Source organism: Streptomyces sp. NPDC048507, from assembly GCF_043199995.1.
GTDB lineage: Bacteria > Actinomycetota > Actinomycetes > Streptomycetales > Streptomycetaceae > Streptomyces.
Map to the genome: position 1 here is coordinate 107,144 of NZ_JBICWZ010000004.1, position 23,383 is coordinate 130,526.

At 72.9% G+C, this 23,383-nt stretch carries 27 protein-coding genes and 3 tRNA genes; 17 read left to right on the forward strand and 13 right to left on the reverse strand.

Going from position 1 to position 23,383, the window contains the following annotated elements; genetic code table 11:
- The first annotated feature begins 22 nt into the window (after positions 1 to 22).
- From ACGFXC_RS13460 to xerC, 13 genes are all read left to right on the forward strand, one after another.
- The gene (locus ACGFXC_RS13460; protein ID WP_393712375.1) at positions 23 to 352 is read left to right on the forward strand and encodes a hypothetical protein; all 330 of its coding nucleotides are present in this window, start codon (positions 23 to 25) and stop codon (positions 350 to 352) included.
- A 2-nt stretch (positions 353 to 354) separates the two neighbouring features.
- A complete protein-coding gene (locus tag ACGFXC_RS13465; protein ID WP_393712377.1) occupies positions 355 to 1,704 on the forward strand; it encodes an FtsK/SpoIIIE domain-containing protein in 1,350 nt (449 codons plus the stop codon).
- A gap of 79 nt (positions 1,705 to 1,783) precedes the next feature.
- Complete coding sequence (locus ACGFXC_RS13470; protein WP_393712379.1) at positions 1,784 to 1,930, forward strand: hypothetical protein; 147 nt, start codon at positions 1,784 to 1,786, stop codon at positions 1,928 to 1,930.
- Entirely contained in the window at positions 1,927 to 2,613 is a 687-nt protein-coding gene (locus ACGFXC_RS13475) for a DUF2637 domain-containing protein (RefSeq protein WP_393712381.1), read from the forward strand. The genes ACGFXC_RS13470 and ACGFXC_RS13475 overlap by 4 nt, the downstream gene beginning before the upstream one ends.
- A gap of 22 nt (positions 2,614 to 2,635) precedes the next feature.
- Positions 2,636 to 2,824: a mobile element transfer protein gene (locus ACGFXC_RS13480; RefSeq protein WP_393712383.1), complete on the forward strand. Its 189-nt coding sequence runs from the start codon at positions 2,636 to 2,638 to the stop codon at positions 2,822 to 2,824.
- 19 nt (positions 2,825 to 2,843) lie between these two features.
- Positions 2,844 to 2,999 (forward strand): hypothetical protein, encoded by a 156-nt coding sequence (locus ACGFXC_RS13485; protein WP_266838830.1) that lies wholly within the window; start codon positions 2,844 to 2,846, stop codon positions 2,997 to 2,999.
- 12 nt (positions 3,000 to 3,011) lie between these two features.
- A complete protein-coding gene (locus ACGFXC_RS13490) occupies positions 3,012 to 3,335 on the forward strand; it encodes a SpdD-like protein (RefSeq protein ID WP_393712385.1) in 324 nt (107 codons plus the stop codon).
- Between the two features lie 7 nt (positions 3,336 to 3,342).
- Positions 3,343 to 3,888: a GGDEF domain-containing protein gene (locus tag ACGFXC_RS13495; RefSeq protein ID WP_393712386.1), complete on the forward strand. Its 546-nt coding sequence runs from the start codon at positions 3,343 to 3,345 to the stop codon at positions 3,886 to 3,888.
- A gap of 94 nt (positions 3,889 to 3,982) precedes the next feature.
- On the forward strand, positions 3,983 to 4,162 hold the full coding sequence (locus ACGFXC_RS13500) for a hypothetical protein (RefSeq protein WP_393712388.1): 180 nt from the start codon (positions 3,983 to 3,985) through the stop codon (positions 4,160 to 4,162).
- 5 nt (positions 4,163 to 4,167) lie between these two features.
- Entirely contained in the window at positions 4,168 to 4,353 is a 186-nt protein-coding gene (locus tag ACGFXC_RS13505) for a hypothetical protein (RefSeq protein ID WP_393712389.1), read from the forward strand.
- A gap of 4 nt (positions 4,354 to 4,357) precedes the next feature.
- Positions 4,358 to 5,770, forward strand: a complete 1,413-nt coding sequence (gene repSA / locus ACGFXC_RS13510; protein WP_393712391.1) for a replication initiator protein RepSA — start codon at positions 4,358 to 4,360, stop codon at positions 5,768 to 5,770.
- Positions 5,758 to 5,964: an excisionase family DNA-binding protein gene (locus tag ACGFXC_RS13515; RefSeq protein ID WP_393712393.1), complete on the forward strand. Its 207-nt coding sequence runs from the start codon at positions 5,758 to 5,760 to the stop codon at positions 5,962 to 5,964. Before repSA ends, ACGFXC_RS13515 begins: the two co-directional genes overlap by 13 nt.
- Positions 5,952 to 7,187 carry a tyrosine recombinase XerC gene (gene xerC / locus ACGFXC_RS13520; protein ID WP_393712395.1) on the forward strand — a complete coding sequence of 412 codons (1,236 nt, stop codon included), beginning with the start codon at positions 5,952 to 5,954 and terminating at the stop codon, positions 7,185 to 7,187. The genes ACGFXC_RS13515 and xerC overlap by 13 nt, the downstream gene beginning before the upstream one ends.
- 79 nt (positions 7,188 to 7,266) lie before the next feature.
- Here xerC and ACGFXC_RS13525 read toward each other — a convergent pair.
- Positions 7,267 to 7,339 (reverse strand) — tRNA-Arg (locus ACGFXC_RS13525).
- Positions 7,340 to 7,618: 279 nt separating this feature from the next.
- Positions 7,619 to 7,709: transfer RNA gene (locus ACGFXC_RS13530), tRNA-Ser, on the reverse strand.
- Positions 7,710 to 7,887: 178 nt separating this feature from the next.
- Here ACGFXC_RS13530 and ACGFXC_RS13535 point away from each other — a divergent pair.
- The 3 genes from ACGFXC_RS13535 (at position 7,888) to ACGFXC_RS13545 (ending at position 12,444) form a co-directional block, all read left to right on the forward strand.
- Positions 7,888 to 8,316, forward strand: a complete 429-nt coding sequence (locus ACGFXC_RS13535; protein WP_393712397.1) for an SSI family serine proteinase inhibitor — start codon at positions 7,888 to 7,890, stop codon at positions 8,314 to 8,316.
- A gap of 119 nt (positions 8,317 to 8,435) precedes the next feature.
- Positions 8,436 to 11,855 (forward strand): PAS domain-containing protein, encoded by a 3,420-nt coding sequence (locus ACGFXC_RS13540; protein WP_393712399.1) that lies wholly within the window; start codon positions 8,436 to 8,438, stop codon positions 11,853 to 11,855.
- A 13-nt stretch (positions 11,856 to 11,868) separates the two neighbouring features.
- Positions 11,869 to 12,444, forward strand: coding sequence for an antibiotic biosynthesis monooxygenase (locus tag ACGFXC_RS13545; RefSeq protein ID WP_393712400.1), 576 nt, complete (start codon positions 11,869 to 11,871; stop codon positions 12,442 to 12,444).
- Here ACGFXC_RS13545 and ACGFXC_RS13550 read toward each other — a convergent pair whose 3' ends face one another.
- The 9 genes from ACGFXC_RS13550 to ACGFXC_RS13590 form a co-directional block, all read right to left on the reverse strand.
- Complete coding sequence (locus tag ACGFXC_RS13550) at positions 12,445 to 14,094, reverse strand: long-chain fatty acid--CoA ligase (protein WP_393712402.1); 1,650 nt, start codon at positions 14,092 to 14,094, stop codon at positions 12,445 to 12,447.
- A 195-nt stretch (positions 14,095 to 14,289) separates the two neighbouring features.
- A complete protein-coding gene (locus ACGFXC_RS13555) occupies positions 14,290 to 14,823 on the reverse strand; it encodes a SigE family RNA polymerase sigma factor (RefSeq protein ID WP_393712404.1) in 534 nt (177 codons plus the stop codon).
- A 180-nt stretch (positions 14,824 to 15,003) separates the two neighbouring features.
- Complete coding sequence (locus ACGFXC_RS13560; RefSeq protein WP_393712406.1) at positions 15,004 to 16,170, reverse strand: lipid-transfer protein; 1,167 nt, start codon at positions 16,168 to 16,170, stop codon at positions 15,004 to 15,006.
- A complete protein-coding gene (locus ACGFXC_RS13565) occupies positions 16,167 to 16,556 on the reverse strand; it encodes a MaoC family dehydratase (RefSeq protein WP_393712408.1) in 390 nt (129 codons plus the stop codon). Before ACGFXC_RS13565 ends, ACGFXC_RS13560 begins: the two co-directional genes overlap by 4 nt.
- Positions 16,553 to 17,638: an acyl-CoA dehydrogenase family protein gene (locus ACGFXC_RS13570; RefSeq protein ID WP_393712410.1), complete on the reverse strand. Its 1,086-nt coding sequence runs from the start codon at positions 17,636 to 17,638 to the stop codon at positions 16,553 to 16,555. Before ACGFXC_RS13570 ends, ACGFXC_RS13565 begins: the two co-directional genes overlap by 4 nt.
- A 1-nt stretch (position 17,639) precedes the next feature.
- Complete coding sequence (locus ACGFXC_RS13575; RefSeq protein ID WP_393712412.1) at positions 17,640 to 18,641, reverse strand: bifunctional MaoC family dehydratase N-terminal/OB-fold nucleic acid binding domain-containing protein; 1,002 nt, start codon at positions 18,639 to 18,641, stop codon at positions 17,640 to 17,642.
- Entirely contained in the window at positions 18,638 to 19,789 is a 1,152-nt protein-coding gene (locus ACGFXC_RS13580; RefSeq protein ID WP_393713174.1) for an acyl-CoA dehydrogenase family protein, read from the reverse strand. Before ACGFXC_RS13580 ends, ACGFXC_RS13575 begins: the two co-directional genes overlap by 4 nt.
- 198 nt (positions 19,790 to 19,987) lie before the next feature.
- Complete coding sequence (locus tag ACGFXC_RS13585) at positions 19,988 to 20,299, reverse strand: hypothetical protein (RefSeq protein ID WP_393712413.1); 312 nt, start codon at positions 20,297 to 20,299, stop codon at positions 19,988 to 19,990.
- A 736-nt stretch (positions 20,300 to 21,035) separates the two neighbouring features.
- Positions 21,036 to 21,479: a DUF6344 domain-containing protein gene (locus ACGFXC_RS13590; protein ID WP_393712415.1), complete on the reverse strand. Its 444-nt coding sequence runs from the start codon at positions 21,477 to 21,479 to the stop codon at positions 21,036 to 21,038.
- A gap of 159 nt (positions 21,480 to 21,638) precedes the next feature.
- Here ACGFXC_RS13590 and ACGFXC_RS13595 point away from each other — a divergent pair, with 159 nt between their 5' ends.
- The gene (locus tag ACGFXC_RS13595; RefSeq protein ID WP_393712417.1) at positions 21,639 to 22,097 is read left to right on the forward strand and encodes a hypothetical protein; all 459 of its coding nucleotides are present in this window, start codon (positions 21,639 to 21,641) and stop codon (positions 22,095 to 22,097) included.
- Positions 22,098 to 22,171: 74 nt separating this feature from the next.
- On the opposite strand, the gene ACGFXC_RS13600 is transcribed toward ACGFXC_RS13595, so the two are convergent.
- A tRNA-Ser gene (locus tag ACGFXC_RS13600) sits at positions 22,172 to 22,258 on the reverse strand.
- A gap of 73 nt (positions 22,259 to 22,331) precedes the next feature.
- On the reverse strand, positions 22,332 to 23,300 hold the full coding sequence (locus ACGFXC_RS13605) for a trypsin-like serine peptidase (RefSeq protein WP_393712418.1): 969 nt from the start codon (positions 23,298 to 23,300) through the stop codon (positions 22,332 to 22,334).
- Positions 23,301 to 23,383: the final 83 nt, after the last annotated feature.

The following is a 23,383-nucleotide window of genomic DNA, read 5'->3' on the forward strand; positions in this document are numbered from 1 at the left end:
CCCGACAACGCTGGAGGCATTGATGCCGTCGTTCAAGGTGGACACGTCGACCGCCGTGGTGTTCGTGGCCACGGCCCCGACCCCGAAGCTCGTGAGCAAGCAGACCGGTGAGCGCGCGATGGACCGGGAGACCGGTGCCGGGCTGTCCACGGTGGGTCTGCTGATCTCGGACGAGGGGGAGGGCAACCTCTACCAGGTGACCGTCCCGGAGACCGGGCTCCCCGAGGGGCTGATGCCGGGCATGCCGGTGTCGGTGATCGGGCTCAAGGCCCGGGACTGGGAGAACACGTTCAACGGCCAGGCCCGGCACGGCATCTCGTTCCGTGCCGTCGCCCTCACGGCCGGGGCCTGATCATGGCCGACCTGACGGCCTTATGGGAGGTCGGCCTCCCGCTCGCCGGTGCCGGTGGTGGCCTCGGCTACGCCAAGGCCCGCGCACCCCGCGTCTACTGGTCCCTGGTGGGGCTGCCGGTGGCGCGCGTGCGGTTCGCGGTGTCGTACCGGGCCACGATGGACGTGTGCGGGCTGACGGTGCAGCCGTCGCGCCTGCGGGCGTTCCTGGTGCGCAACCTCGCCCGTCGCAGTGACGTTCAGCCCGTCCCGCCGAAGGTCCGCCGCGTGCGGGGCTCCTCGACCGGCATGCGGGTCACCCTGCGACTGCCGGCCGGTCTGGAGCCCGCCGACGTGATCGCGGCGTCCGAGCGGCTGCGGCACGCCTGGGGCGTCCACTCCGTCGCCGTGGTCGAGACCCGGCCCGGCTTCGTCGAGCTGCGGATGACCGGCTACGACGTGTTGCGGCGGGTGAAGATGCCGCGTCGCCTTCCCATCGGGCCGATGACCGTTCCGGTCGCGCTCCGGGAGGACGGCACCGCGTTCGTCCGGGACTACCGGAAGGTGCCGCACGCGCTGACGCTCGGCTCGAACCAGTCGGGCAAGTCGATGTACCTGCGCAACCTGATCGTGGGACTCGCGCGGCTGCCGGTCGCGCTGGTCGGGATCGACTGCAAGCGGGGTGTCGAGCATCGGCGGTACGCACCGCGGCTGTCGGCCCTCGCCACCACACCGGACGAGGCGTCCGGACTCCTGGACGCGCTCGTGGACGAGATGGAATCCCGCTTCGACCTCCTGAGCGCGCACGGGGCCGCCGATCTCTGGGACCTGCCCGACGAGGTCCGGCCGGTGCCGATCGTGCTCCTGGTGGACGAGGTCGCGGAGCTGTTCCTCGTGACGGGGAAGAAGGATGAGGAACGGCGGGACCGGATGGTCATGCAGCTGATCCGTCTGGGACAGCTGGCCCGCGCCGCCGCGATCTATCTGGAGATCTGCGGCCAGCGGTTCGGGTCCGACCTCGGCAAGGGTGCCACCTCGCTCCGCGCCCAGCTCACCGGGCGCGTCGTCCACCGCGTCAACGACAAGCAGACCGCCGACATGGGCCTGGGCGACATCGCCCCGGACGCGGTCGCGGCCGTGACGGCCATCCCGCCGGACAAGCCCGGTGTGGCGGTCGCCGGGGACTCCTCCGGGGGCTGGTCCCGGATCCGCACGCCCGAGTTGAGCGCCGACGAAGCCTCCGCGGTCTGCGTCCAGTACGCGCGCCTGACCCCGGCTCTCCCGGCCCTCGCCCCGTACCGGCCGGTGATCGCCACCGAGGCCGCGGCCGCCGGGCCCGTGCCGCTCGTGAAGCCGATCCCGGCCACGGACTGACCGCCCCACCCTCTCTCGGTCGGCGCGACCGTCTCACGCCAGATCCCTACCCCACCCATGCCCAAACTCGGGAGAACCGATGTTCTGCACGCTTTGCGGCGACGACAACGGAGAGAAGACCGGCTCCGATCACGAGATCGGTAACTGCCCCTGGCGGGAGATCTCCAAGGAGGAGATCGCGTCGATCCTCGGCGTGTCCTGCCCCTCCGACCGGCCGATGACGTGACGGCCCGCGTACGCCCAGACGCCGTATTCGTCCAGGCCGTCATCGCCGGTGCCCTGTCCTTCGCCCACCTTCATGACCTCGCCGCGGCGGCAGGGCAGGACGGCTGGAAAGCCTGGGCCTACCCGGTCAGCGTCGATCTGCTGCTCGTCGCGGCATGGCGCCGGATGCGAACGGACGCGGAGAACCGCGATGCCTGGCTGTGGTTCGCCATCGCCCTCGTCGCCTCGCTCGGCGCCAACGTCGCCACCGCCGGACTGCTAGACCTGCACGCCGTCCCGGCCTGGCTGCGGATCCTCGTCGCCGGATGGCCCGCGCTCGCGTTCCTCGGCGGCACGCTCCTCGCCCACAGCCCGGCCCCGGCTCACGCCCCGTCGCAGGACCCGGAACCGGTGGCTGCGGAAGAGCCCGAAGCCGTCGCCGATCTCACCGTGGAGCGCGCGACCGAACCGGCGCCCGAACTGCCGCCGGCCGAACCCGAGCCCCCGGCAGCTCCGCCCGCCCCCGATCCGCCGATCCACATCGCCCCCGCTCCGCCCGTGCCGCCCGCGCTGCTCGACCACGCGCGGAAGATCGCGGACACCCATCGCGCCCAGACCGGAACCGCGATGGACGCCGCGACCCTCCGGAGCCGCCTCGGCGTCCCCGAGGCACTCGCGGACTCGATCGTCCTCACCCTCACCTGACCTGAGAGGAGACGCAGGCTCCATGCGTCCGAACCGCTTCTACAACGTCACCCGCTTCGGCCCGGTGCGCGTCGGCAGCCACAACGACGGCCGGGGACGCGTCAAGGACACCGCCGTCTGCACCGCCCCCGGCTGCGACTTCTCCGCCGACTACAACACCCGCGCCGCCGCCGAACTCGCCGCCCGCACCCACCGCTGCAACCCGCGCTGATCACGAAGGAGACCACCTCGTGGACGTCCCCCTGTGGCTCGCCCTGATCGTCATCGGCGCGCTCGGCATCAAGCTCATACGCCCGCCCTGGTGGCTCGTCGCCGTGATCCTGCTCGGCGGCTACCTCCTCGCCGGAAGCGTTCTGGCCCCGCTCTTCGACCCGCTCACCAAGTAAGGAGACCCCGCCATGCTCCGACCGCGCATCCCGGTGAACCCGTCCCCGACCGGCATCACCATCCCGCACACCTCCGGCATCGAGCCCCGCCAAGAGGTCTCGCCGCCGGCCGCCGCCCACCACGCCCCGGCCACCCCGGTGACCCCGGGACGTCTCCCGGTCCAGCTCACCCCCGGCAGCGCCGTCGCCCTCGCGGCCGCCGGTGGCGCCGTCGTCCTGGTCGTCGGGGCCGTCCTCGTCTCGATGCTGCTCGCGGTCGCCATCACCGGCGTCTCCCTCGCCGTCGTCGCCGTGGTCCTGCGCATGCTCGTCAAGGACCTCCAGAAGGGGCGGTGACGTCCCCGTGGACACCCACATCGTCGCCGCGGGCTTACCGGCCCTGGGCTGGGCCCTCCACGGCGGACTCCTCCTGCGCCGCCTGGCCACCGCCCGCCGCGACCCGCTGACCGGCCTGCACACCCGGGCCGGTTGGACCACCCGCGCCGAACACCTGGTGGCCAAGCACCCGGGTGCCGTCGTGGTCCTGGTCGACCTGGACGACTTCAAGGCGATCAACGACACCCACGGCCACGCCGCCGGGGACATGGTGCTCGCCGCGACCGCCCGCCGTCTGAGCACCTGGTGCGGCCGGCACGGCATCGCCGCCCGCCTCGGCGGGGACGAGTTCGCCGCCATCGTCACCGACCCCGGCCACACCCCGGGCCTGCCCGCCCTGCGGACCGCCCTGGACCAGCCCGTCACGCACCACGGGCTCGCCCTGCCGGTCTCGGCCTCGGTCGGTCACTGCCACCGCGCTGACCTGCTGGTGCCCGCCCTCACGGACGCCCTGTCCGCCGCCGACTCCGCGATGTACGCGGCCAAGGGCCACGGCAGGCGCAACACACGCTGAGCGGCCCCCGGGGCGGCCTCGGTCGCCAAACTTCCGCCGCCCCGGGCGCCTGAACCCCTCCCAGATCCAACGGACCCGAAAGGGACAACTCATCATGCCCCAGAGCGCCTCGACCCCGCCCGTCTGCCGCGACTGCGACGGCTTCGCCACCGCCACGATCACCACCGGCTCCCGCACCCCCGACGGCACCCGTACGACCGTCCCCGTCAACTGCCCGGCCTGCCGGGGCCTCGGCCGCACCGTTCCCTCGGCCCTCGTCCGCCTCGGCCGGTGAGCCTCATGCCGAAGCTGACCCCGACGAACGCCGCCCCTGGTCTGCACGTCAGCAAGCCCTCGCCGTCCGAGCCCGCCACGGCCTCCGCCGTCTGCCACTGCGGCGCCTCCGCCTCCGCCAAGGGAGACGCACAGGTCGGCGCCCTGGTCACCGGTTGGAACGCCAACCACGGCGCCGCACACGGGAAGTGATCGCATGACCGACACCGCCACCGCGGCGGGCCTGGACCCGGCCACCCTGAGCGATCTGCTCCGGGTGGCCGGGGCTCCGGGCTTCGAGCGCCTTCACGAACAGATCCGCCGTACCGGGGGATGCGCCGCCCCCATCCGCCTCTCCGGCGGCACCAAGCTCATGGACCCGGCCACCAAGACCGTCCTCCACGCCTACACGACCGACGCCGAACCCGGCGGCGTCCTGCGCGTCGCCTGCGGCAACCGCAGGGCCTCCCGGTGCCCGGCCTGCGCTTGGACGTACGCGGGCGACACCTACCACCTGATCCGCGCCGGGCTCGTCGGCGACCGGGCCAAGGGCACTTCCGAGACGATCCGCGACCACCCCCGCGTCTTCGCCACCCTCACTGCCCCGTCCTTCGGACCGGTCCACAACCGCCCGGGCCCCCGCCCCTGCCGTTGCGGCGTCCGCCACCCCGAGGACGCGCCCGAACTCGGCACCCCGCTCGACCCGGACACGTACGACTACGCGGGTGCGGTGCTGTGGAACAACCACGCCTCCGAGCTGTGGCGCTACTTCACGATCTACCTCCGCCGGGAGGTCGCCGCCCGTGCTGGACTGACGCAGAAGGCTGCCCGCGAACAGTCCCGCGTCTCCTTCGGCAAGGTCGCTGAGTACCAGAAGCGCGGAGCCGTCCACTTCCACGCCGTGATCCGCTTCGACGGACCGAAGGGGCCTGACACCCCGCCTCCCGCGTGGGCCACCCTCGACCTGCTCACCGACGCCATCCGGGCCGCCGCAGCCCGCGTCCGCGTCGTCGTGCCGGCCAACCCGGAGCACGGGTTCGAGAGCGGCTGGGTGCTCCTGTGGGGCGAGCAGATCGACGTCCAGCCCATCGGCGCCTTCGGGGACGGGGAGGAGCTGACCGAACAGGCCGTTGCCTCCTACGTCGCCAAGTACGCCACCAAGGCCGCCGAGACCACCGGCACCGTGGACCACCCGGTGGGCAACAAAGAGGCGCTCGTCCTCCTCGGCGTGCCCGATCACCCCCGGCGGCTCATGGAAGCCTGCATGGACCTCGACCGGGCCTATCCCGACCGGCGTCTGCGGGCCTGGGCCCACATGCTCGGCTTCCGCGGGCACTTCTCCACCAAGTCCCGCCGCTACTCCACCACCCTCGGCGCCTTGCGCCAGGTCCGCGCGGACTACCGAGCCGCTCAGCAACGCGCTTCTCTCGGCCTGCCCGACCCCGACGAGAACCCGGAGGCCACCCTCCTCGTCGTCGCCCACTGGTCCTTCGCCGGCCACGGCTCCACCCCCGGCGAATCCTGGCTCGCCGCCAATGTCCGCCGGGACCTCCAGCACAACCGTGAACTCGCCCGTGAGATGCGGGCCGAACTGTCCGAGTCGGAAGGAGAGACCGCGTGGCTGCCGTAGTCATCCAGCGGAAGTGGCACACGACCGCCGAGGTCGCCGAGATGCTCGGCTTCGGCCTGTCCAAGACCAAGATGCTCGTGCTCACCGGGGAGATCCGTTCGGTGAAGGTGGGCCGCAACCGCCGCATCCTCCCGGCCTGGGTGGACGAGTACGTCGAGCGCATCGCCTCCGGCGCCGAAGGGTGGGCGGCGTGAGCGGCAAGCGCGGAAACGGCGAGGGCTCGATCTACCCGTACAAGAACGGCTACGCCGCCTACGTCTGGGTGACCAAGCCGGACGGAAAGCGCGCCCGGAAGTACGCCTACGGCAAGACCCGCGAGGAGGTGCACGAGAAGTGGCTCAACCTGCACGCGGAAGCGAAGAAGGGACCCGTGGCCACCCGGCACCGGACGGTCTCCGCCTTCCTCTCGTACTGGCTCGACTCGATCGTCAAGCCCAACCTGGCCCCGCTCTCCTACGTCTCGTACGAGGGGTATGTCCGCCTCTACATCGCCCCGCACCTCGGTACGAAGCGGCTCGACAAGCTGACCGTCCGGGACGTCCGCGAGTGGCTGACCAAGCTGGCGGCCATCTGCCAGTGCTGTGCCCAGGGGAAGGACGCCAAGCGTCCCGCTGAGGGCCGTCGGTGCTGTGCCATCGGGGAGTGCTGCGAGGCGTACCCGTCCCGGCGGGTGATCCAGGGCTCGCGTGACGCGCTGCGGGCCGCCCTCACGCATGCCGTCGCGGAAGAGGAGATCGGCAAGAACGTCGCCTCGCTGGTGAAGGTGCCCAAGCCCCGCCGCAAGCGGATCAAGCCGTGGTCCGTGCTCGAAGCGGGCCGGTTCCTGGCGGACGGGGTCGCCCGGGAGGATCACCTCTTCGCCGCGTGGGTGCTCGTCCTCTGTCTGGGGCTGCGGCGCGGTGAGGTGCTGGGGCTGACCTGGAAGTCGATCGACTTCGACGCCGGGGAGCTCTACGTGGACCACCAGATCCAGCGGGCCGGGCGGCAGATCCTGCACCGGGAGACCAAGACGGAGGACTCGGACGACTTCCTGCCCCTGCCGGCGCTCTGCCTCAAGGCGCTGCGGATCCGGCGGGCCCAGCAGATCGGGGACCGGAAGGCTGCCGGGGAGCTGTGGCAGGACAGCCGCGGGCTGGTCTTCACGACGAAGTACGGGACGCCGATCGAGCCGGGGAACCTCACCCGGATGTTCGGCCTGCGTGCTCGCCGGGCCGGGCTGCGGGTGATCCCGCTGCGGAACACCCGGCACACCTGCGCCGCGCTCCTGGTCGCGCTCAAGGTCCACCCCAAGGTGGCTCAGCGGATCCTGCGGCACTCGCAGATCGCTATGACGATGGAGGTCTACGCCGAAGCGAGCGAGGAAGCCGTGCGCGAGGCTCTCGGCAAGCTGTCCGAAGCGATGGGTGGCAGCGGCTGAGGCGGTTGCTGTACTTCGCTGCTGTACCGCCGGAAACGGCAGAGGCCCCGGACTTTCGTCCGGGGCCTCTGGCCTGCTGTGCACTCGGCAGGATTCGAACCTGCAACCTTCTGATCCGTAGTCAGATGCTCTATCCGTTAAGCTACGAGTGCTTGGGCTTCCCGGGGTTTTGCGCCCCGTTGGCCTTGCGAGAACAACAATACATGGACCTCGGCGGGACGCGAAATCCATTAGGTCCAACCCCTCTGACCTGCGAAAACGGCCCGGAAGAAGATCGTCCGGGTAGGTCTCGCTCCGGGGGCTCGGCGATCCGGGGGCCGCTCTGGCTACCCCTCGCAGGGCATCCGAAACCACCCGGCCGGAGCCGGCTCGCCGCAGGACCCCGGAACGCACCGAAGCCCCGGTCCGTGAGGACCGGGGCTTCGTGAGTGCGGAGGCGGAGGGATTTGAACCCTCGATGGGGTGTAAGCCCCAAACCGCATTAGCAGTGCGGCGCCATAGACCGGACTAGGCGACGCCTCCAGCACACCCTCGCGTACGAAGGTGCGTGCAGATGATGACACAGGCGCGGGGCCGGTCACCAATCCGCTCCCACGGTACAAGGAGCCGGGGCCACAGGGCAAAGCCTTAAGACCACGCAACGTCGGGGCGCGCTCCTCGTTGGTGAGGCGTACGACGTACGGACGACCTGGAGTGCCCCATGCTGCGTCTCGCCGCCTTCGCCGTCACCTCCGCCCTGGCCGCCGCGGCCGCCGGACCGCTGCCACCACTGCCCCTGGGGCGGCTGCTGTCCGCCTCCCCCGACCGCCTCACCGTCACCGTCGCCGACACCGGCAACCGGCTGGTCGACGGCGAGTACCTGCTGGAGTGCCGCCCCGTCGGCGGCGACCACCCGGAGGCCGAGAAGGCCTGCGCGAGGCTGGAGGAGTTCGCCAAGGAGGGGAAGGATCCCTTCGCGCCCGAGCCCAAGCGGCAGCTGTGCACCTTCCAGGACGGCGGGCGCGCCACCGCCCGCGTGACGGGAACCTGGCACGGACAGAAGGTGGACAGCACGTTCCGGCGGACGAACGGATGCGACATCAGCAGGTGGAACGACCTGGAACCTGTCCTTCCGAGTGCGCGTTCCTGACCTGGGCGGATGGGGCGGATGCACGGATTCCTCCGTTCCTCCGCCACCTCCCCGCGGAGCGGTGCCCTTAGACTCCTCCCGTGACATGCCGGTAGTCGTGGTCAGGGAGGAAGCTCGTCGTGAGCAGCAGGCCATCCCGAGGCGCTGCTCGCCTCGCAGCAATACTCGACGCACTTCCGGACGCGCTGTTGCTCGTCAACGCCAACGGCACGGTCGTCAACGCGAATTCGATCGCGCTGGAGGTCATGGAGAGTCCCGGCACGGGACTCGTCGGCCGCGGCGTGCTGGACCTGCTGCCGGAGTTCGACTCCAAGCTGATCCCCGGATCGATGCGCCGCCCCGGCGACGACGAGGAGGGCCGCGCCCGGCCCAAGCGGATGACCGCGCGCCGCACCGACGGCAGCGAGTTCCCCGTCGAGGTCACCGCCGCCCACCTCGACGGCCGTGACGCCTACCGCGAGCCCCAGCCCGCCTACACCGGCGACGAGCTGCTGATGCTCGTCGTGCGGGACCTCTCCGAAACCGTGGACACCGAGGCCGAGCTGGCCCGCTCGCAGCGGCAGACCGAGATGATCCTGCGCGCCGCCGCCGAGGGCGTCGTGGGCACGGACACCGACGGCCGGGTCGTCCTGGTCAATCCCGCCGCCGCGCAGATCCTCGGCTACCGCGCCACCGATCTCGGCAACCGCGAGCTGCACGGGCTCATCCAGCACTCGCGCGCCGACGGATCGCCCTTCCCCTTCGACGAGTCCCCGCTCGCCGACACCCTGCGCAGCGGGCGCAAGCACCGGGTCCGCGGCCAGGTGCTGTGGAACAAGGCCGGGCAGCCCGTCGCCGTCGACCTGACCACCTCGCCCGTACGGGACGGGGAGCTGCTCGTCGGCGCGGTCATGACCTTCACCGACCGGCGCCCCTACGACGCCCTCGCGGCGCGCCACGCCCAGCTGCTCGCCGTCCTCGGCGAGTCCCTGCGCGGCCCGCTGGAGGAACTGCGCGGGGAACTGGCCACGCTGGCCGCCGATGACGCGGGACAGCTGTGGCCCGAGGCCAACCAGCTGCTGCACCATCTGGCCGCCGGCTACTCGCGGATGACCACCCTGGTGGACAACGTGCTCGGCTACCAGCGCCTCGACGCAGGCAGCGAGAAGCTCCGCAAGAAGAACGTCCTGATCAACACGGTCGTCGCGGCCGGCATCGACGGCGCCGTCGAGCTGATCGGCCCGGGCCGGGCGCAGTTCGCCGTGCACGCCCCGACCATCGAGGCCGAGGTGGACGCGCGGCACATCGCGACCGCCCTCGCGCACCTGGTCGCGGACGTCGCCGGGGTCGACGCCACCGGCAAGACCCCCCAGGGCAGCGGCTACATGGACTCCACGATCGTGGTGGCCGCCGCGCAGCGCGGTGACGTCGTACGGATCGAGGTGCGCGGCCCGTACGAGGGCGGCGACCCGGTGCACGAGCCGATCGTGCGGGGCATCGTCGCCGCGCACGGCGGGGTCCTGCAGACGGTGGAGGTGCCCGGCGCGCCCGGCGGGGCGTACGTGCTGGAACTGCCGCTCGGCTCCGGAGCCGGGACGGTGACCCTGCCCGAGCCGGACCCGGACCCGGAGCCCGGTCCCGCGCCCGACGCGGACGGGGGCGCCTCCGGCGAGCCGGCTCCCGGACGGGGCGGTCCCGCGGCCGGTCCCGGCGCACGGCGGGCCCGGCGCGGGGTGGACGCGTTCCTGGACGACGGGGCGGACGCAGCGGAGGGGCCGGACGGGGCGAAGGCCCCCGAGGGCGGGGGCGCCCTGGCGCTGCCGTCCGGGCGGCGCCGCGCCGACGGCACCCCCGCCGACGCCCCCTCGGGACCGGCCGAACTCGCCCAGTCCCCGGTGAACCCGGCCGGGCTGGGCACCGGGCGCAGGCGGGGCCGGGACGGCGACGGCAGCGAAGCCGCGCTCGGGCCGGTGCGGCCCGGCGCCGGCCGGCCCGTGCCCCCGCAGGGCACCGCCCTGCCCGCGCTGCCCCCCGTACCGGCGGTGCCGCCGGTGCCGGTGACCGAACATCCGGCGGGACGCCGCCGGGCCCTGGGGGCCGCGGTCGCGCCGGCCGGGCCCGGGGCTCCCGCGGCGCAGCGGCCGATCGCGCCCGAGGGCGGCTTCGCGCTGCCCGCCGGACCGCGGCCGGCCGCGGCGGCGCCCGTCGCCCCGCCCGCCGTCCCGCCCGCTCCCGCTTCCGCCCCCGCTCCGGGTGCCGTGAAGGCCGTTGCCGCCCCCGGTGCCGGTGAGGGCGACGGGGACGCCGAGGGGCCGGGCGGACGCCGGGCACGCCGGGTCCTCGGCGCTCCCGCGGCCGCCGACCCGCAGACCCCGCAGACCCCGTCGGCTTCCGACGCCGGGCCCGCCGGTGCCGGTGCCTCCGCCGGCGGGGAACCCGTACCGCCGACCGGGCGGCGGCGCGCGCTGCCCGCGACCCCGGCGTGGCCCGTCCCGGCGGCCCGTACCGCCCCCGAGGACGGTGACGGCGCCGGCCAGGCCGCCGTCCCCGCCGCCCGGCAGCCCGGTGACGCCCCGGCGGGCGCCGCGCAGCCGATCAGCGTGCGCGCGCTCGGCACCCTGGGCCAGGGCATCAGCGTCGACGCCGGCGGCACGAGCGGTGGCGGTTCCGGCTCCGGCCGTCGCCGCAGGCTCTCCGAACCGGCTCCCCAGGGGCGCGCCTTCGCCATAGGCGCACCCGAGGCGGGCTCCGCCGAGGGCCCCGAGCCGCTGGACGGACCCGGCGGGGCCGTCGAGGTGGTCAACCGGCCCGTACCGCGCCCCGTGGACGACGAGCTGCCGCCCGAGCCGCTCGACAACCCGCGCCGGCTGCTGGTGTGGCCCGCGCCGGACGCGCAGACGCAGCAGGCGCTGAGCGACCGCGGCTACCGTCCGGTGATCGTGCACTCGCGCGAGGAGGTCGACGCACAGATCGCGGCCTTCCCCGCCGCGCTGTTCGTCGACCCGCTGACCGGGCCGATCACCCGCACCGCGCTGCAGTCCCTGCGCCAGGCCGCCGTGGCCGCCGAGGTCCCCGTCCTGGTGACGGCCGGGCTGGGGCACGCCACGCGCGAGGCGGCGTACGGGGCCGATCCGGCCGTGCTGCTCAAGGCGCTCGCGCCCCGCGACAGCGAACAGCACCCCTCCCGGGTCCTGCTGATCGAGGAGCACGAAGAGATCGCCACCGCGCTGACCGCGGCCCTGGAGCGGCGCGGCCTCCAGGTCGCGCGGGCGGGCGCCGACACCGACGCGGTGGAGCTGGCCACCCGGATGCGGCCCAACCTGGTGGTCATGGACCTGATGCAGGTCCGGCGCCGCCGGGCCGGCATCGTGGACTGGCTGCGCGCCAACGGGCAGCTGAACCGCACCCCCCTGGTCGTGTACACGGCCACCGGGATCGAAGCGGCCCACCTGCCCCGGCTGGCCTCGGGCGAGAGCGTGCTGTTCCTCGCCGAACGGGCCACCACGGTGGACGTGCAGGGCCGCATCGTGGACCTGCTGGCCAAGATCGGGACCAACTAGCCATCCTGGCCCGATGGCCATCACCAGCACGTCCGAGCAGACCGTCCCCGCCGACAACGGAGAGGTGAACCTGCTGATCGCGCGGCAGGTGGAGCCCGGGCACGAGGAGAACTTCGAGGCCTGGGCCCAGGGGATCCTGGAGACGGCCGCGGGCTTCCCGGGCCACCTCGGGTACGGGCTCTTCCGGCCCGCGGCGGACGGCGGGCCCTGGTTCCTGGTCCACCGCTTCCGCGACCAGGAGGCGTTCCGGCGCTGGCAGGACTCCCCGCAGCGGGCCGAGTGGTTCTCCAACTGCCTCGGCCACCACCACACCGAGATAGCCCGGCGCGAACTGCAGGGGATGGAGACCTGGTTCGCCAAGCCGGGTACGACCCGGCCCGCGCCGCCGCGCTGGAAGATGGCGATCAGCTCGGGGCTGGCCATCTTCCCGATCTCGCTGGCGGGCAACGCGGTGCTCGGGCCGTACCTGGTCGACGTGAACTTCGTCCTGCGGACCGCCGCCTTCGCGGTGGTCTTCAGCACCCTGATGACCTACGTGGCCATGCCCGCGGTCAGCAAGCTGCTGCGGCCCTGGCTCACGCGCGGCTGATCAGCCCAGGGTGGTGACGTCCAGGGCGCCGTCGGCGTACTGCTTGCGGATCACCTTCTTGTCAAACTTGCCGACGCTCGTCTTCGGCACGGCCGTCACGATCGTCCAGCGCTCGGGCAGCTGCCACTTGGCGATCGACCGCCCGAGGAACGCGCGCAGCCCCGCGTAGTCCACGGTGGCGCCCTCCTTGAGGACCACCGTGGCCAGCGGGCGCTCGCCCCACTTCTCGTCGGGGACGGCGACGACCGCGGCCTCGGCCACCTCGGGGTGGGCCATCAGGGCGTTCTCCAGCTCCACGCTGGAGATCCATTCGCCGCCCGACTTGATGACGTCCTTGGCCCGGTCGGTCAGCGTGAGGTAGCCGTCGGGGCTGATCACGCCGACGTCGCCGGTCTTGAGCCAGCCGTCCGCGCTGAACTTGTCGTCGGGCCGTACGGGGTCTCCGGCCGCGCCCCCGTAGTAGGCGCCCGCGATCCAGTTGCCGCGCACCTCGAGCTCGCCCGCGGACTCACCGTCCCAGGGCAGCCGGTCGCCGCCCGGACCGACGAGGCGGGCCTCGACGCCCGCCGGGAAGCGGCCCTGGGTGATCCGGTACGGCCACTCCTGCTCGGCGCTCAGACCGGCCGGCGGGTGGGCCATGGTGCCCAGCGGCGAGGTCTCCGTCATGCCCCAGGCGTGACACAGCCGGACGCCGAGCTTGTCGTAGGCCTCCATCAGGGAGGGCGGGCAGGCCGCGCCGCCGATGGTGACCTGCTTCATCGACGTCAGGTCGCGCGGGTGGGCGGTGACCTCGGCCAGCAGCCCCTGCCAGATGGTGGGGACAGCGGCGGCGTGCGTGGGCTTCTCCCGCTCGATCATCTCGGCGAGCGGGGCGGGCTGCAGGAACCGGTCCGGCATCAGCAGGTTGATGCCGGTCATGAAGGTGGCGTGCGGCAGGCCCCAGGCGTTCACGTGGAACTGGGGGACCACGACCAGGCTGGTGTCCTTGGCGGTCAGGCCCATCGACTCGGTCATGTTGACCTGCATGGAGTGCAGGTAGATCGAACGGTGGGAATAGAGCACGCCCTTGGGGTCCCCGGTGGTGCCGGAGGTGTAGCACATGGCCGCGGCCTGGCGCTCGTCCAGCTCGGGCCAGTCGTAGTGGTCGGAGCGGCCCTCCAGCAGCTCCTCGTACTCGTGCACGCGCACGTCGAGCCCGTCGAGGGCGGAGCGGTCGCCGATGCCCGCGACCACGACGTGCTCGACGGTCGGCAGGTGCGGCAGCAGCGGCGCCAGGAGCGGCAGCAGGGTGCCGTTGACCAGCACCACCCGGTCGGCCGCGTGGTTGACGATGAAGACCAGCTGCTCGGGAGGCAGGCGCAGGTTGAGCGTGTGCAGGACCGCGCCCATGGACGGGATCGCGAAGTACGCCTCCACGTGCTCGGCGTTGTTCCACATGAGGGTCGCGACGCGGTCCTCCTGGCGGACACCGAGCTCATCGCAGAGGGCACCGGCGAGGCGGGTGGCGCGGGCACCGATCTCGGCGAAGCTGCGGCGGTGCGGCTCGGCCTCCCCGGTCCAGGTCGTGACCTGGGACTTCCCGTGGATCGTCATCCCGTGCTGCAGTATGCGGGTGACGAGGAGTGGTACGTCCTGCATGGTGCTCAGCAAAGCGTCCTCCCGGTGAGCGCTGCGGCGCTGCGGCGGCTGTCGGATGCTGCCGATTCTGTGCACATACCGCTCGGCATGTCACTACCCGGGAGTACAAACTGCGGGGTGGATCACTGTGGGCCGGTACCCGTTTCACGTGAAACATCGCGCGGCCGGGGCGGGTCGCCGCGTTTCACGTGAAACATCGCGGGCGGATCAGCGCACCGGGGTCAGTTCCGGGTCCTCGCGGAGTTTGCCGAGCGCGCGGGAGACGGCGCTCTTGACCGTGCCGACCGAGACGCCGAGCAGCTCGGCGGTCTGCGCCTCGCTGAGGTCCTCGTAGTAGCGCAGCACCACCATGGCCCGCTGCCGGTCGGGCAGCCGGGTCACCGCGCGCCACATCGCGTCGCGAAGCGCCTGCGCCTCGGCCGGGTCGCAGGCGGGCGGCTCCTCGCTCTCCGGGAGCTCGTCGCACGCGAACTCGTCGACCTTGCGCTTGCGCCACTGGGAGGTCCGGGTGTTGACCAGGGCGCGCCGGACGTAGCCGTCCAGGGCCCGGTGGTCCTCGATGCGGTCCCAGGCGACGTAGGTCTTGGTGAGCGCCGTCTGGAGCAGGTCCTCGGCATCGCAGGGATTGGCGGTCAGCGACCGCGCCGTGCGCATCAGGACCGAGCCCCGGGTCCGGACGTACGCCGAGAACGACGGGTACGGCGTCGGATTCGAGGCCTGGGTGCACACGGGCGTGGTCATGGCTCCACGCTAGGAGCGGGCGGCGCCCGTGGGATCGGCCGCAGGTGCCGAAGACGGGTCCGTCTCAGGTTGTAGGACCGGGCCGCGCCCCACCTCCTGTAGGTGGAGGGACGGGCGCGGACCGGGACCACGGGCGGGTGGCGCCGGTGGGTGTGGCGGGCCGGGGGCCGGGGCGGTCGCTCAGGTGTCGGCTCCCAGGACCAGGCCGGAGGTCGGAACCCCCGTCCCGGCGGTGACCAGGACGTGTTCCGTGCCGGGGACCTGATTGACGGACGTGCCGCGCAGCTGGCGGACGGCCTCGGCGATGCCGTTCATGCCGTGCAGGTAGGCCTCGCCGAGCTGGCCGCCGTGCGTGTTGAGCGGGAGCGCGTCGGCGGCGACGAAGTCCGCTGCCTCGCCCGGCCGGCAGAAGCCGAACTCCTCCAGCTGCATGAGCACGAAGGGGGAGAAGTGGTCGTAGAGGATGGCGACGTCGATGTCCGCGGGCCGCAGCCCGCTGGTGCGCCAGAGCTGGCGGGCGACGACGTCCATCTCCGGGAGCCCGGTGAGGTCGTCGCGGTAGAAGGAGGTCATCGCCTCCTGGCGGCGGCCGGCCCCCTGGGCGGCGGCGGTGATCACGGCGGGGCGCCGGCGCAGGTCCCGGGCCCGTTCGGCGGTGGTGACGACGAGGGCCTGGCCGCCGTCCGTCTCCTGGCAGCAGTCCAGCAGCCGCAGCGGCTCCACAATCCAGCGGGAGGCCGCGTGGTCGGCGAGGGTGATGGGCTTGCCGTGGAAGTACGCGGCCGGGTTGTTCGCCGCGTGCCGCCGGCCGGTCACCGCCACGTGGCCGAAGGCCTCGGGGGTCAGGTGGTGGGCGTGCAGGTAGCGCTGGGCGGCCATCGCCACCCAGGAGGCGGGGGTGAGCAGGCCCCAGGGCAGGGACCAGCCGAGCGCCGCGCCCTCCGCCGAGGCCTCGCGCTGCTGCACCCCGGAGCCGAAGCGGCGGCCGGAGCGCTCGTTGAAGGCGCGGTAGCAGACCACCACCTCGGCCACCCCGCTGGCGACGGCGAGGGCGGCCTGCTGGACGGTGGCGCAGGCCGCGCCGCCCCCGTAGTGGATGCGCGAGAAGAAGGAGAGCTCCCCGATGCCGGCCGCCTGGGCGACCGTGATCTCGGGGCTGGTGTCCATCGTGAAGGTGACCATGCCGTCGACGTCGGCGGGGGTCAGCCCGGCGTCGTCGAGGGCGGCGTGGACCGCTTCGACGGCGAGCTTCAGCTCGCTGCGGCCCGAGTCCTTGGAGAACTCGGTCGCTCCGATGCCGGCGATGGCGGCGCGGCCGCCGAGTTCGTCGCGGGTACGGACGCTCATGCGCCGGCCCCCAGGGTGACGGTCACGGTGCCCGTGACGTGGTGGCCGACGGCGTTGGCGCCGACGATCCGGATCTCGGCGGTGTCCCCGTCGAGGGCGGTGACGGTACCGGTGAGCGTCATCGTGTCGCCCGGGTGGTTGGGGGCGCCGAGGCGGATCGCGACCTTGCGCAGCACGGTGCGCGGACCGAGCCGGTCGGTGACGTACCGGCCGACCAGGCCGTTCGTGGTCAGGATGTTCATGAAGATGTCCGGGGAGCCCTTCTCGCGGGCGAGTTCCGCGTCGTGGTGCACGTCCTGGTAGTCGCGGGAGGCGATGGCCCCCGCGACGATCAGCGTCCGGGTGATGGGGATCTCCAGCGGGGGCAGTGCGTCGCCGACGTTCATGCGTCCTCCTCCTCGTCCTCGGCCGCGGCGAGGGTGTCGCCCAGCTCGGCCAGCAGTTCGCCGCCGGAGCCCAGGTAGGCGTCGAGCTGGCGCCCCCACAGGAAGTGCCGGTGGACGGGGTGCTCCAGGTCGGCGCCCATGCCTCCGTGCAGGTGCTGGCCCGTGTGGACGACCCTCTTGCCCGCCTCCGAGGCCCACCAGGCGGCCGTGAGGACGTGTGCGCGCGCGTCGAGCCCCGCGTCGATGCGCCAGGCCGCCTCGTAGGCGGTGACCCGGATCGCCTCGGTGTCCATGTGGGCGTCGGCCGCCCGCAGCATGACGCCCTGGTTGGTGGAGAGCGGCCGCCCGAACTGCTCGCGGGTGGAGGTGTACTCGACGGCGCGGGCGAGCGAGCCCGCGCAGACGCCCGCCTGGAGGCCCGCGAAGGCGGTGCGGGCGCCGGCGAGGACCTGCTCGTAGGCACCGCGTCCGGCCGGGCCGGTGGCGCCCGCGGCCGGGCCGAGGACGCCGAGTCGTTCCGCGGGGGCGCCGGTCAGCGTCAGCCGGCCCGCCGACCACGGGGCGGTCGTCTCCACGGGCTCCGTGAGCACCCCGGGCGCGTCCGTCCGTACGAGCCACAACGCCCGGTCGGCGTCCGGGACGAGCACGTGCGTGGCGTCGCGCAGCCAGGGCACGGCGGGTGCGGTGCCGGTCAGTCGGCCGTCGGGCGCGGCGGTGATCCGGCGGCCCCGGGCCGGGAAGGCACCGGTCGCGACGGCCTCGCCCGAGCCCAGGGCGGGCAGCAGTGCGGCGCGCTGGGCGGGGCTGCCGTGCGCGGCCACCGGCAGGACGCCGTACGCGCAGGTGGCGGCGTACGGGACCTGTGCGGTGGTGCGGCCCTGTTCCTCCAGCAGCAGGACCAGGCCGAGGAGGCCGGTCTCCTCTACGGCGGTGATCAGTCCGGCGGAGACCAGGGCCTTCCACAGCTCGGCGTCGCTGCCGGTGCCCGCCGCGGCGAGGCGTTCGTGGGTGGCCAGGTCGCGGAAGATCCGGGCGGCCAGGCCGGCCGCCGCGGCCTGTTCCTCGGTGGGGTGGAAGTCCATGTCAGCCCGCCTCTCCGCGGAAGACGGGGAGTTCGAGCGTGTCGTCGACGCGCAGGAACTCCAGCTGGACGGGCAGGCCGATGCGCACCTTGTCGTAGGGCACGCCGGTGATGTTCGTGACGAGCCGGACGCCCTCGGCGAGCTCGACGACGGCCACCGCGTACGGCGGGTCGAAGGCGGGGAAGGGCGGGTGGTGCATGACGACGTAGCTGAAGACCGTGCCGGCGCCGCTCGCCTCGACGGTGTCCCACGCGGGGGAGGCGCAGGCGTTGCAGCCGGGGAGCCAGGGGAATCGCAGGGTGGCGCAGGCGGTACAGCGCTGGATCAGCAGCCGGTGCTCGCGCACCCCGTCCCAGAAGCCCTGGTTGTCGCGGTTGATCACGGGGCGGGGGCGCTGGGGGACGGACGCGGGCCGCGGTGTCGCCCTCGTGCCCGCCGGGGCGTACTTGAGGATGCGGAAGCGGTGCGTGCCGGCGAGCCGGCCGTCCGCGTGGACGTCCATCCGGGTGGTCACGAAGTGCCCAGTGCCGAGCTTGGTCGTCTTGCGCGCGGAGACCGACTCGATCACCGCGTCGAAGGTGATGGTGTCCCCGGGCCGCAGCGGACGCAGGTACTCCTGCTCGCAGTCGGTGGCGACGACGGAGGTGCAGCCCGCGCCGTCGAGGAGCGCGAGGAGTTCGTCGTAGGCTCCGGAGCGGCCGGTGTGGCCGGAGAGCCCGCCCATCGTCCAGGCCTGGAGCATGGTGGGCGGCGCGATGGCGTCCGGGCCGGTGTAGGCGGGGTTCGCGTCTCCCATGGCCTCGCACCAGTGCCGGATCATCACCTCGTTGACCGGGTCCTTGCCCCGGCCGGCGGTGGCGGCGGGGCGCCCCTCGAAGGCCTTGAGGGCGGCGTGGAACCGTATGTCCCCGTCGGCGTCCCCGCCGGTGTGCGCCTCGGTGTGCGCGGCGGCCTTCCCGGCCGCCGTGTGCCCGGCGCCAGGCGTCGTCGGTCCCCCGGTCATCGCTTCCTCCCCTTCATGCCGAGCCGCATCATCGCGACGATCTCGCGCTGGACCTCGCTGACCCCGCCGCCGAAGGTGTTGATCTGGGCGGCCCGGTTCATCCGTTCCAGCTCGCCGCCGGCGAACGCCCCGGGACCCCTGATCAGGGCTTCCTCCCCCACCGCCTCCTGGCAGATCCGGTACACCTCGACGGCGGACTCGGTGCCCAGGAACTTCACCCCGCTGGCGTCCCCGGGGGCGAGGGTGCCCGCGCCCACGTCCTGGACGAGGCGCCAGTTGAGGAGGCGTACGGCGGCCAGCCGGGCATGGGCCTCGGCCAGCCGGGCCCGCACCCAGGGGCGGTCGCCCGGGCGCTCGCCGGTGGCGGAATCGGGGGTACGGGCGTGTTGGCGCGCGCGCTCGTAGAAGTCCTCGGCCTGCATGCCGATGGCGGCGAGGGCGACGCGTTCGTGGTTGAGCTGGTTGGTGATCAGGCCCCAGCCGCCGTGTTCGGGGCCGACCAGGTGGCCGGCGGGGACGCGGATGCCGTCGTAGTAGGTCGCGGTGGTGGTGAGGCCGCCGACGGTGTCGATCGGGGTCCAGGTGAAACCGGGGCCGTCGGTGGGCACCAGGATGATCGAGATGCCCTTGTGCTTGGGGGCCTCGGGGTCGGTGCGGCAGGCCAGCCAGATCCAGTCCGCGTTCTGGGCGTTGGAGGTGAAGACCTTCTGTCCGTCGACCACCCACTCCGCTCCGTCGCGGACGGCCCGGGTGCGCAGGGAGGCGAGGTCGGTGCCGGCCCCGGGCTCCGAATAGCCGATGGCGAAGACGAGCTCGCCGCGCAGGATGCGGGGGAGGAAGTAGTCCTTCTGCTCGCTCGTCCCGTACTTCATGAGGGTGGGTCCGACGGTGTTGAGCGTGACCATCGAGACGGGCGCCCCGGCCCGGTAGGCCTCGTCGAAGAACACGAACTGCTCCTCGGCGCCGCGCCCTTGACCGCCGTACTCGACGGGCCAGCCGATGCCGAGCAGCCCGTCGGCGCCGATCCGGCGCAGCAGGGCGCGCTGGGCCGCGGGGTCCTCGGGCGCCCCGTCCGGCAGTAGCTTCCTGAAGTACTCGCGCAGCTCGGCGCGCAGCCTCGACTGGGCTTCGGACGGGGCGAGGTGCACGGCACTGGCCTCCCGGCATCGCATCATCGGACGAGTGGAGCTGACTGTCCGTCAGATTCACTCGGGATGTCAAGGTCGGGAGACCGGCCGGGCGGCGGGGGAACCCGGAAGGGCACACGGAAGGGCGCCCGCACGACCGGACCCCAGCCGGTCCGGTCGTACGGGCGCCCTCAGCGGTCTTCGCGGTTCAGGGGCCGCCTACCACCAGGGGTGGAAGTTCACCGCGACGTTCGAGTTGGACTGGTGGATCGCCGTGAAGGCCGAGCCGTTGACCTGCGCGGTGTTGTTCTGGTTCGAGGCACCGGAGCCGGTGGCCACCTGCTGCGAGGTGGAGGAGTTGCCGTGGTTGTTGCCGCCCACACCACTGCCGATGATGCTGGCGACGCTCGCATTCGACCCGTCGTTCGCGAGGGCGCCGTTGTCGGCCGAGGCCACCCCGCCGAACAGGGCCACGGCGAGGGGGAGAGCGGCGACGGCGGCGATGACGCGGGCGGTACGGATGCTTGCCATGTCTGAATCCTCCAGAAAACCGAAGTCGGGTGATCTCCAAGGCAGTTGGCCGACCGCCTCGGTCGTTCCGTGTTGCGGACGACGTCGCGAGACCAGAGTTGCCCACCGAATCCCCGGCGAACCACCCCGCAGCCGCCTATTCCCCCGCAAGCATGACCAACATCGGATAAACCTCGTTCACGCCCCGACGACCGCAGGTCAGCGCCTGTACCCGCGCTGAAACCCTTGGCGCGCAAGGGACGAACCGTTCCCTCAAACCGGCCTGTCCCGGACATGCCGATGAGGGCCGTGTCGTCCGGGAACCCCACCGTCTCCCGGTCCTACGGCCCTGCCTGTCGAGCTTCACGCCCCCTGCACGCCCCGGGCGTCCGCCGGGGCCATTCCACCGTGCCCCGCTCCGGGGGCACTCCGCGGCGCGATCCACGGCCGTCTCCGACCGGGCTCCAGCGCCTGCGCTCGTACGTCTGCCGCGTCTCACCGGCATCTCGTCCGCGTCTCGTCCGCGTCCGGAGCCGCCTTCCGCGCTGCCGTCCTGTGCTGCCCTACGCGCTGCCGTCCTGTACTGCCGTCCCGCGCTGCGTCACGCACCGCGTTCCGCACTGCGTCTGCGGTACGCCCTGCCACTGCGTCCCGGGGTACGTCCTGTGCCGTGTCCGTTCCACGGCGCCGCACAACCCGCCGGCCGGACCGACCGGGCCGCTCTCGCTGCTGGTGCCGTACTGCTCAGGCAGCCCCACTACGCCGCGAGCGCCATCTGCCGACGCTCCGCACCACCGCCGAGACCACCCGCCACACCGGCACCCGCCCGAACACCCGCACCCGCACTCACACCGGCACCCACACCGGCACCCACACCCGAACCGGATCCCGTACCAGACACCGCGTCGGCGGCGAGAGCGGCGGCGGTGGTCGAACAGCGGACCGACGGGGACTTGCCGTGGGCCTCGGCGCGGATCCGCTGCTTGATGGTCGGCGGGAGCGAACCGCCCCGCATCATCGCCCGCCACGTCCGTCGCGCCACCGGAGCCGGCCGGCGCACGGCGGGGACCATCGGAGTGGCGACGGACGCGGAAGCGGCGACCGGAGCCGCCTTGCCGCCGAATCCGAGGGCGGCCAGGAGGGCCACGAGGGCGGCGAGGACGGTGGTCCAGATCGACGTGACGCTGCTGCGGTGGGTCATGACGGATGCCTCATTTCTCAATGTTCCGAAGGGCGGATCTGCATACATTCGTCATGATGTGGTCGCAACCGCAGGGCCCCCACGACCCGCGCCGTTCTTCCGACAAACACCACTCGTATGAACCAACGCCGATAATCAGCCGGGAAACGAGGTGTCCCCATGACGACCTTCCAGTGCCGCACCTGCGGCCGTGCGCTCACGCGGGCGCTCACCGAGCGGCCCCTGCCGCACCCGGACGTGGACGCCGAGTGGCACCGGCCCGACGCGGACCCCACGGACGCGCAGGGTCACACCGATGGGCCCATCGTGCGCATGGCCCCGGGGGCGTTCGCCGTGGATCCGCAGCCGTGCGGGCCCCCGTACGTCCTGGACGAGCCCTCCGGCCTGCTGGTCGAGTCCGGCCCCCGCGGGACCCTCGTCCTCCACCCGGACGACGGCACCGGCCTGGAGCCGCACCCGGACCCCGCGATGCGGCGCGGCTCCTGCTGCGGCATGGACGGCGAGTGGGGACCCAACCTGGCGTGCGCCTGCGGCGCGGTCGTCGCGACGGTCTACGCGGACTGCTACCAGGTCCAGGAACTGCGCCTCCAGCCGGCCGCCGTGACCCGCCACGACTGACCCCCGGGCGCCGCACCCACCCCGCGCACGCGAACGGCCCCTGACCGACGTACTGGTCAGGGGCCGTTCCGCTGCGGTGGGTGTGGGATTTGAACCCACGGTGACATCGCTGCCACGACGGTTTTCAAGACCGTTCCCTTAGGCCGCTCGGGCAACCCACCTGGCCGGTACAGAGTACCGGGATGTGGGGGTGGGTGTGGTGGGTGTTTCCGGGGCGGGAGGGGGTGGCGGGGGTCAGGAGGCCTGGGCCCTGTCGTAGGCGGCCTTGGCCTCGTCGCCGAAGTAGGGGCCGTACATCCGGTTCGGCAGGAAGGCGTACCCGAAGCTGTTCACCGAGACCTGGGTGCCCAGGCCCGTCGCCTCGTTGAAGTCCTGGAGCCAGGGGCCGCCGCTGGAGCCGCCCGTCATGTTGCAGCCCAGGCCGTGGTCCTTGGTCAGCAGGAAGTCCTTGCCGCTGTTCCCGCTGCAGTAGACGAGCTTCGTGCCGTCGTACGGGGCCGCCGCCGGGAAGCCGAAGGAGTACATCTTCTTGTTGTAGCCGCCGTTGAAGAGGATGCCCTGGGCCCCGACGACCTGGCTGAGCTTCCGGCCGTTCAGGGGGCCGACGACCGCGAGGCCCACGTCCATGTTCATGTCCTCGCTCGCCGCCCACTGGTCGGTCGCGAAGGTCTTGGTGGCAGGCCACTGGCCGTAGGGCGCGTTCCCGTTGTCGTAGGCCGGGACGAAGACCCAGTTCGTGTGCCAGGCGCCCTGGTACTTCACGCAGTGCCCGGCGGTGATGACCGTGCTGCCGTTGGCGCTCGTGACCGAGTCGCCGGAGCACGAGGCGGTGCGGTCGCCCATGGTGAAGAAGACCCGGCCCGAGGTCTTCACGATCGCCCCGCCGCCCGTCCACGCCCCGCCGGCCTGCGGGAAGGCCGTGGGCGAGGCCGACGTGGGTGCCACCCGGACCGGCGGGCCGGACGGGGCGGAAGGGGCGGACCCGGTGGCGCCGGTACGCGTGGTCGTGGCGCCGGGGCCGGCCGGCGCGTCCAGCGGGGTGGCCCGGCGCATCCGCTCCGCCGTCCAGAAGCCGGCCGTGTGCGACGGCCGGTACGAGGTGGGCGACTGGGCGGCGGCCGAGGGGGAGGCGGCCGTCAGGGCCCCCGCGAGCAGCGCGCCCGCGGCGAGGAGGACGGACGCCGCCGTGCGATGACGATTCACGCAGACTCCTTCGTCCGTGCCCGGACCGGTCGGACCCGGGCAGGGTGGGGTGAAGAGCTGTCGGTGCGGATCGGCTGTGCGGG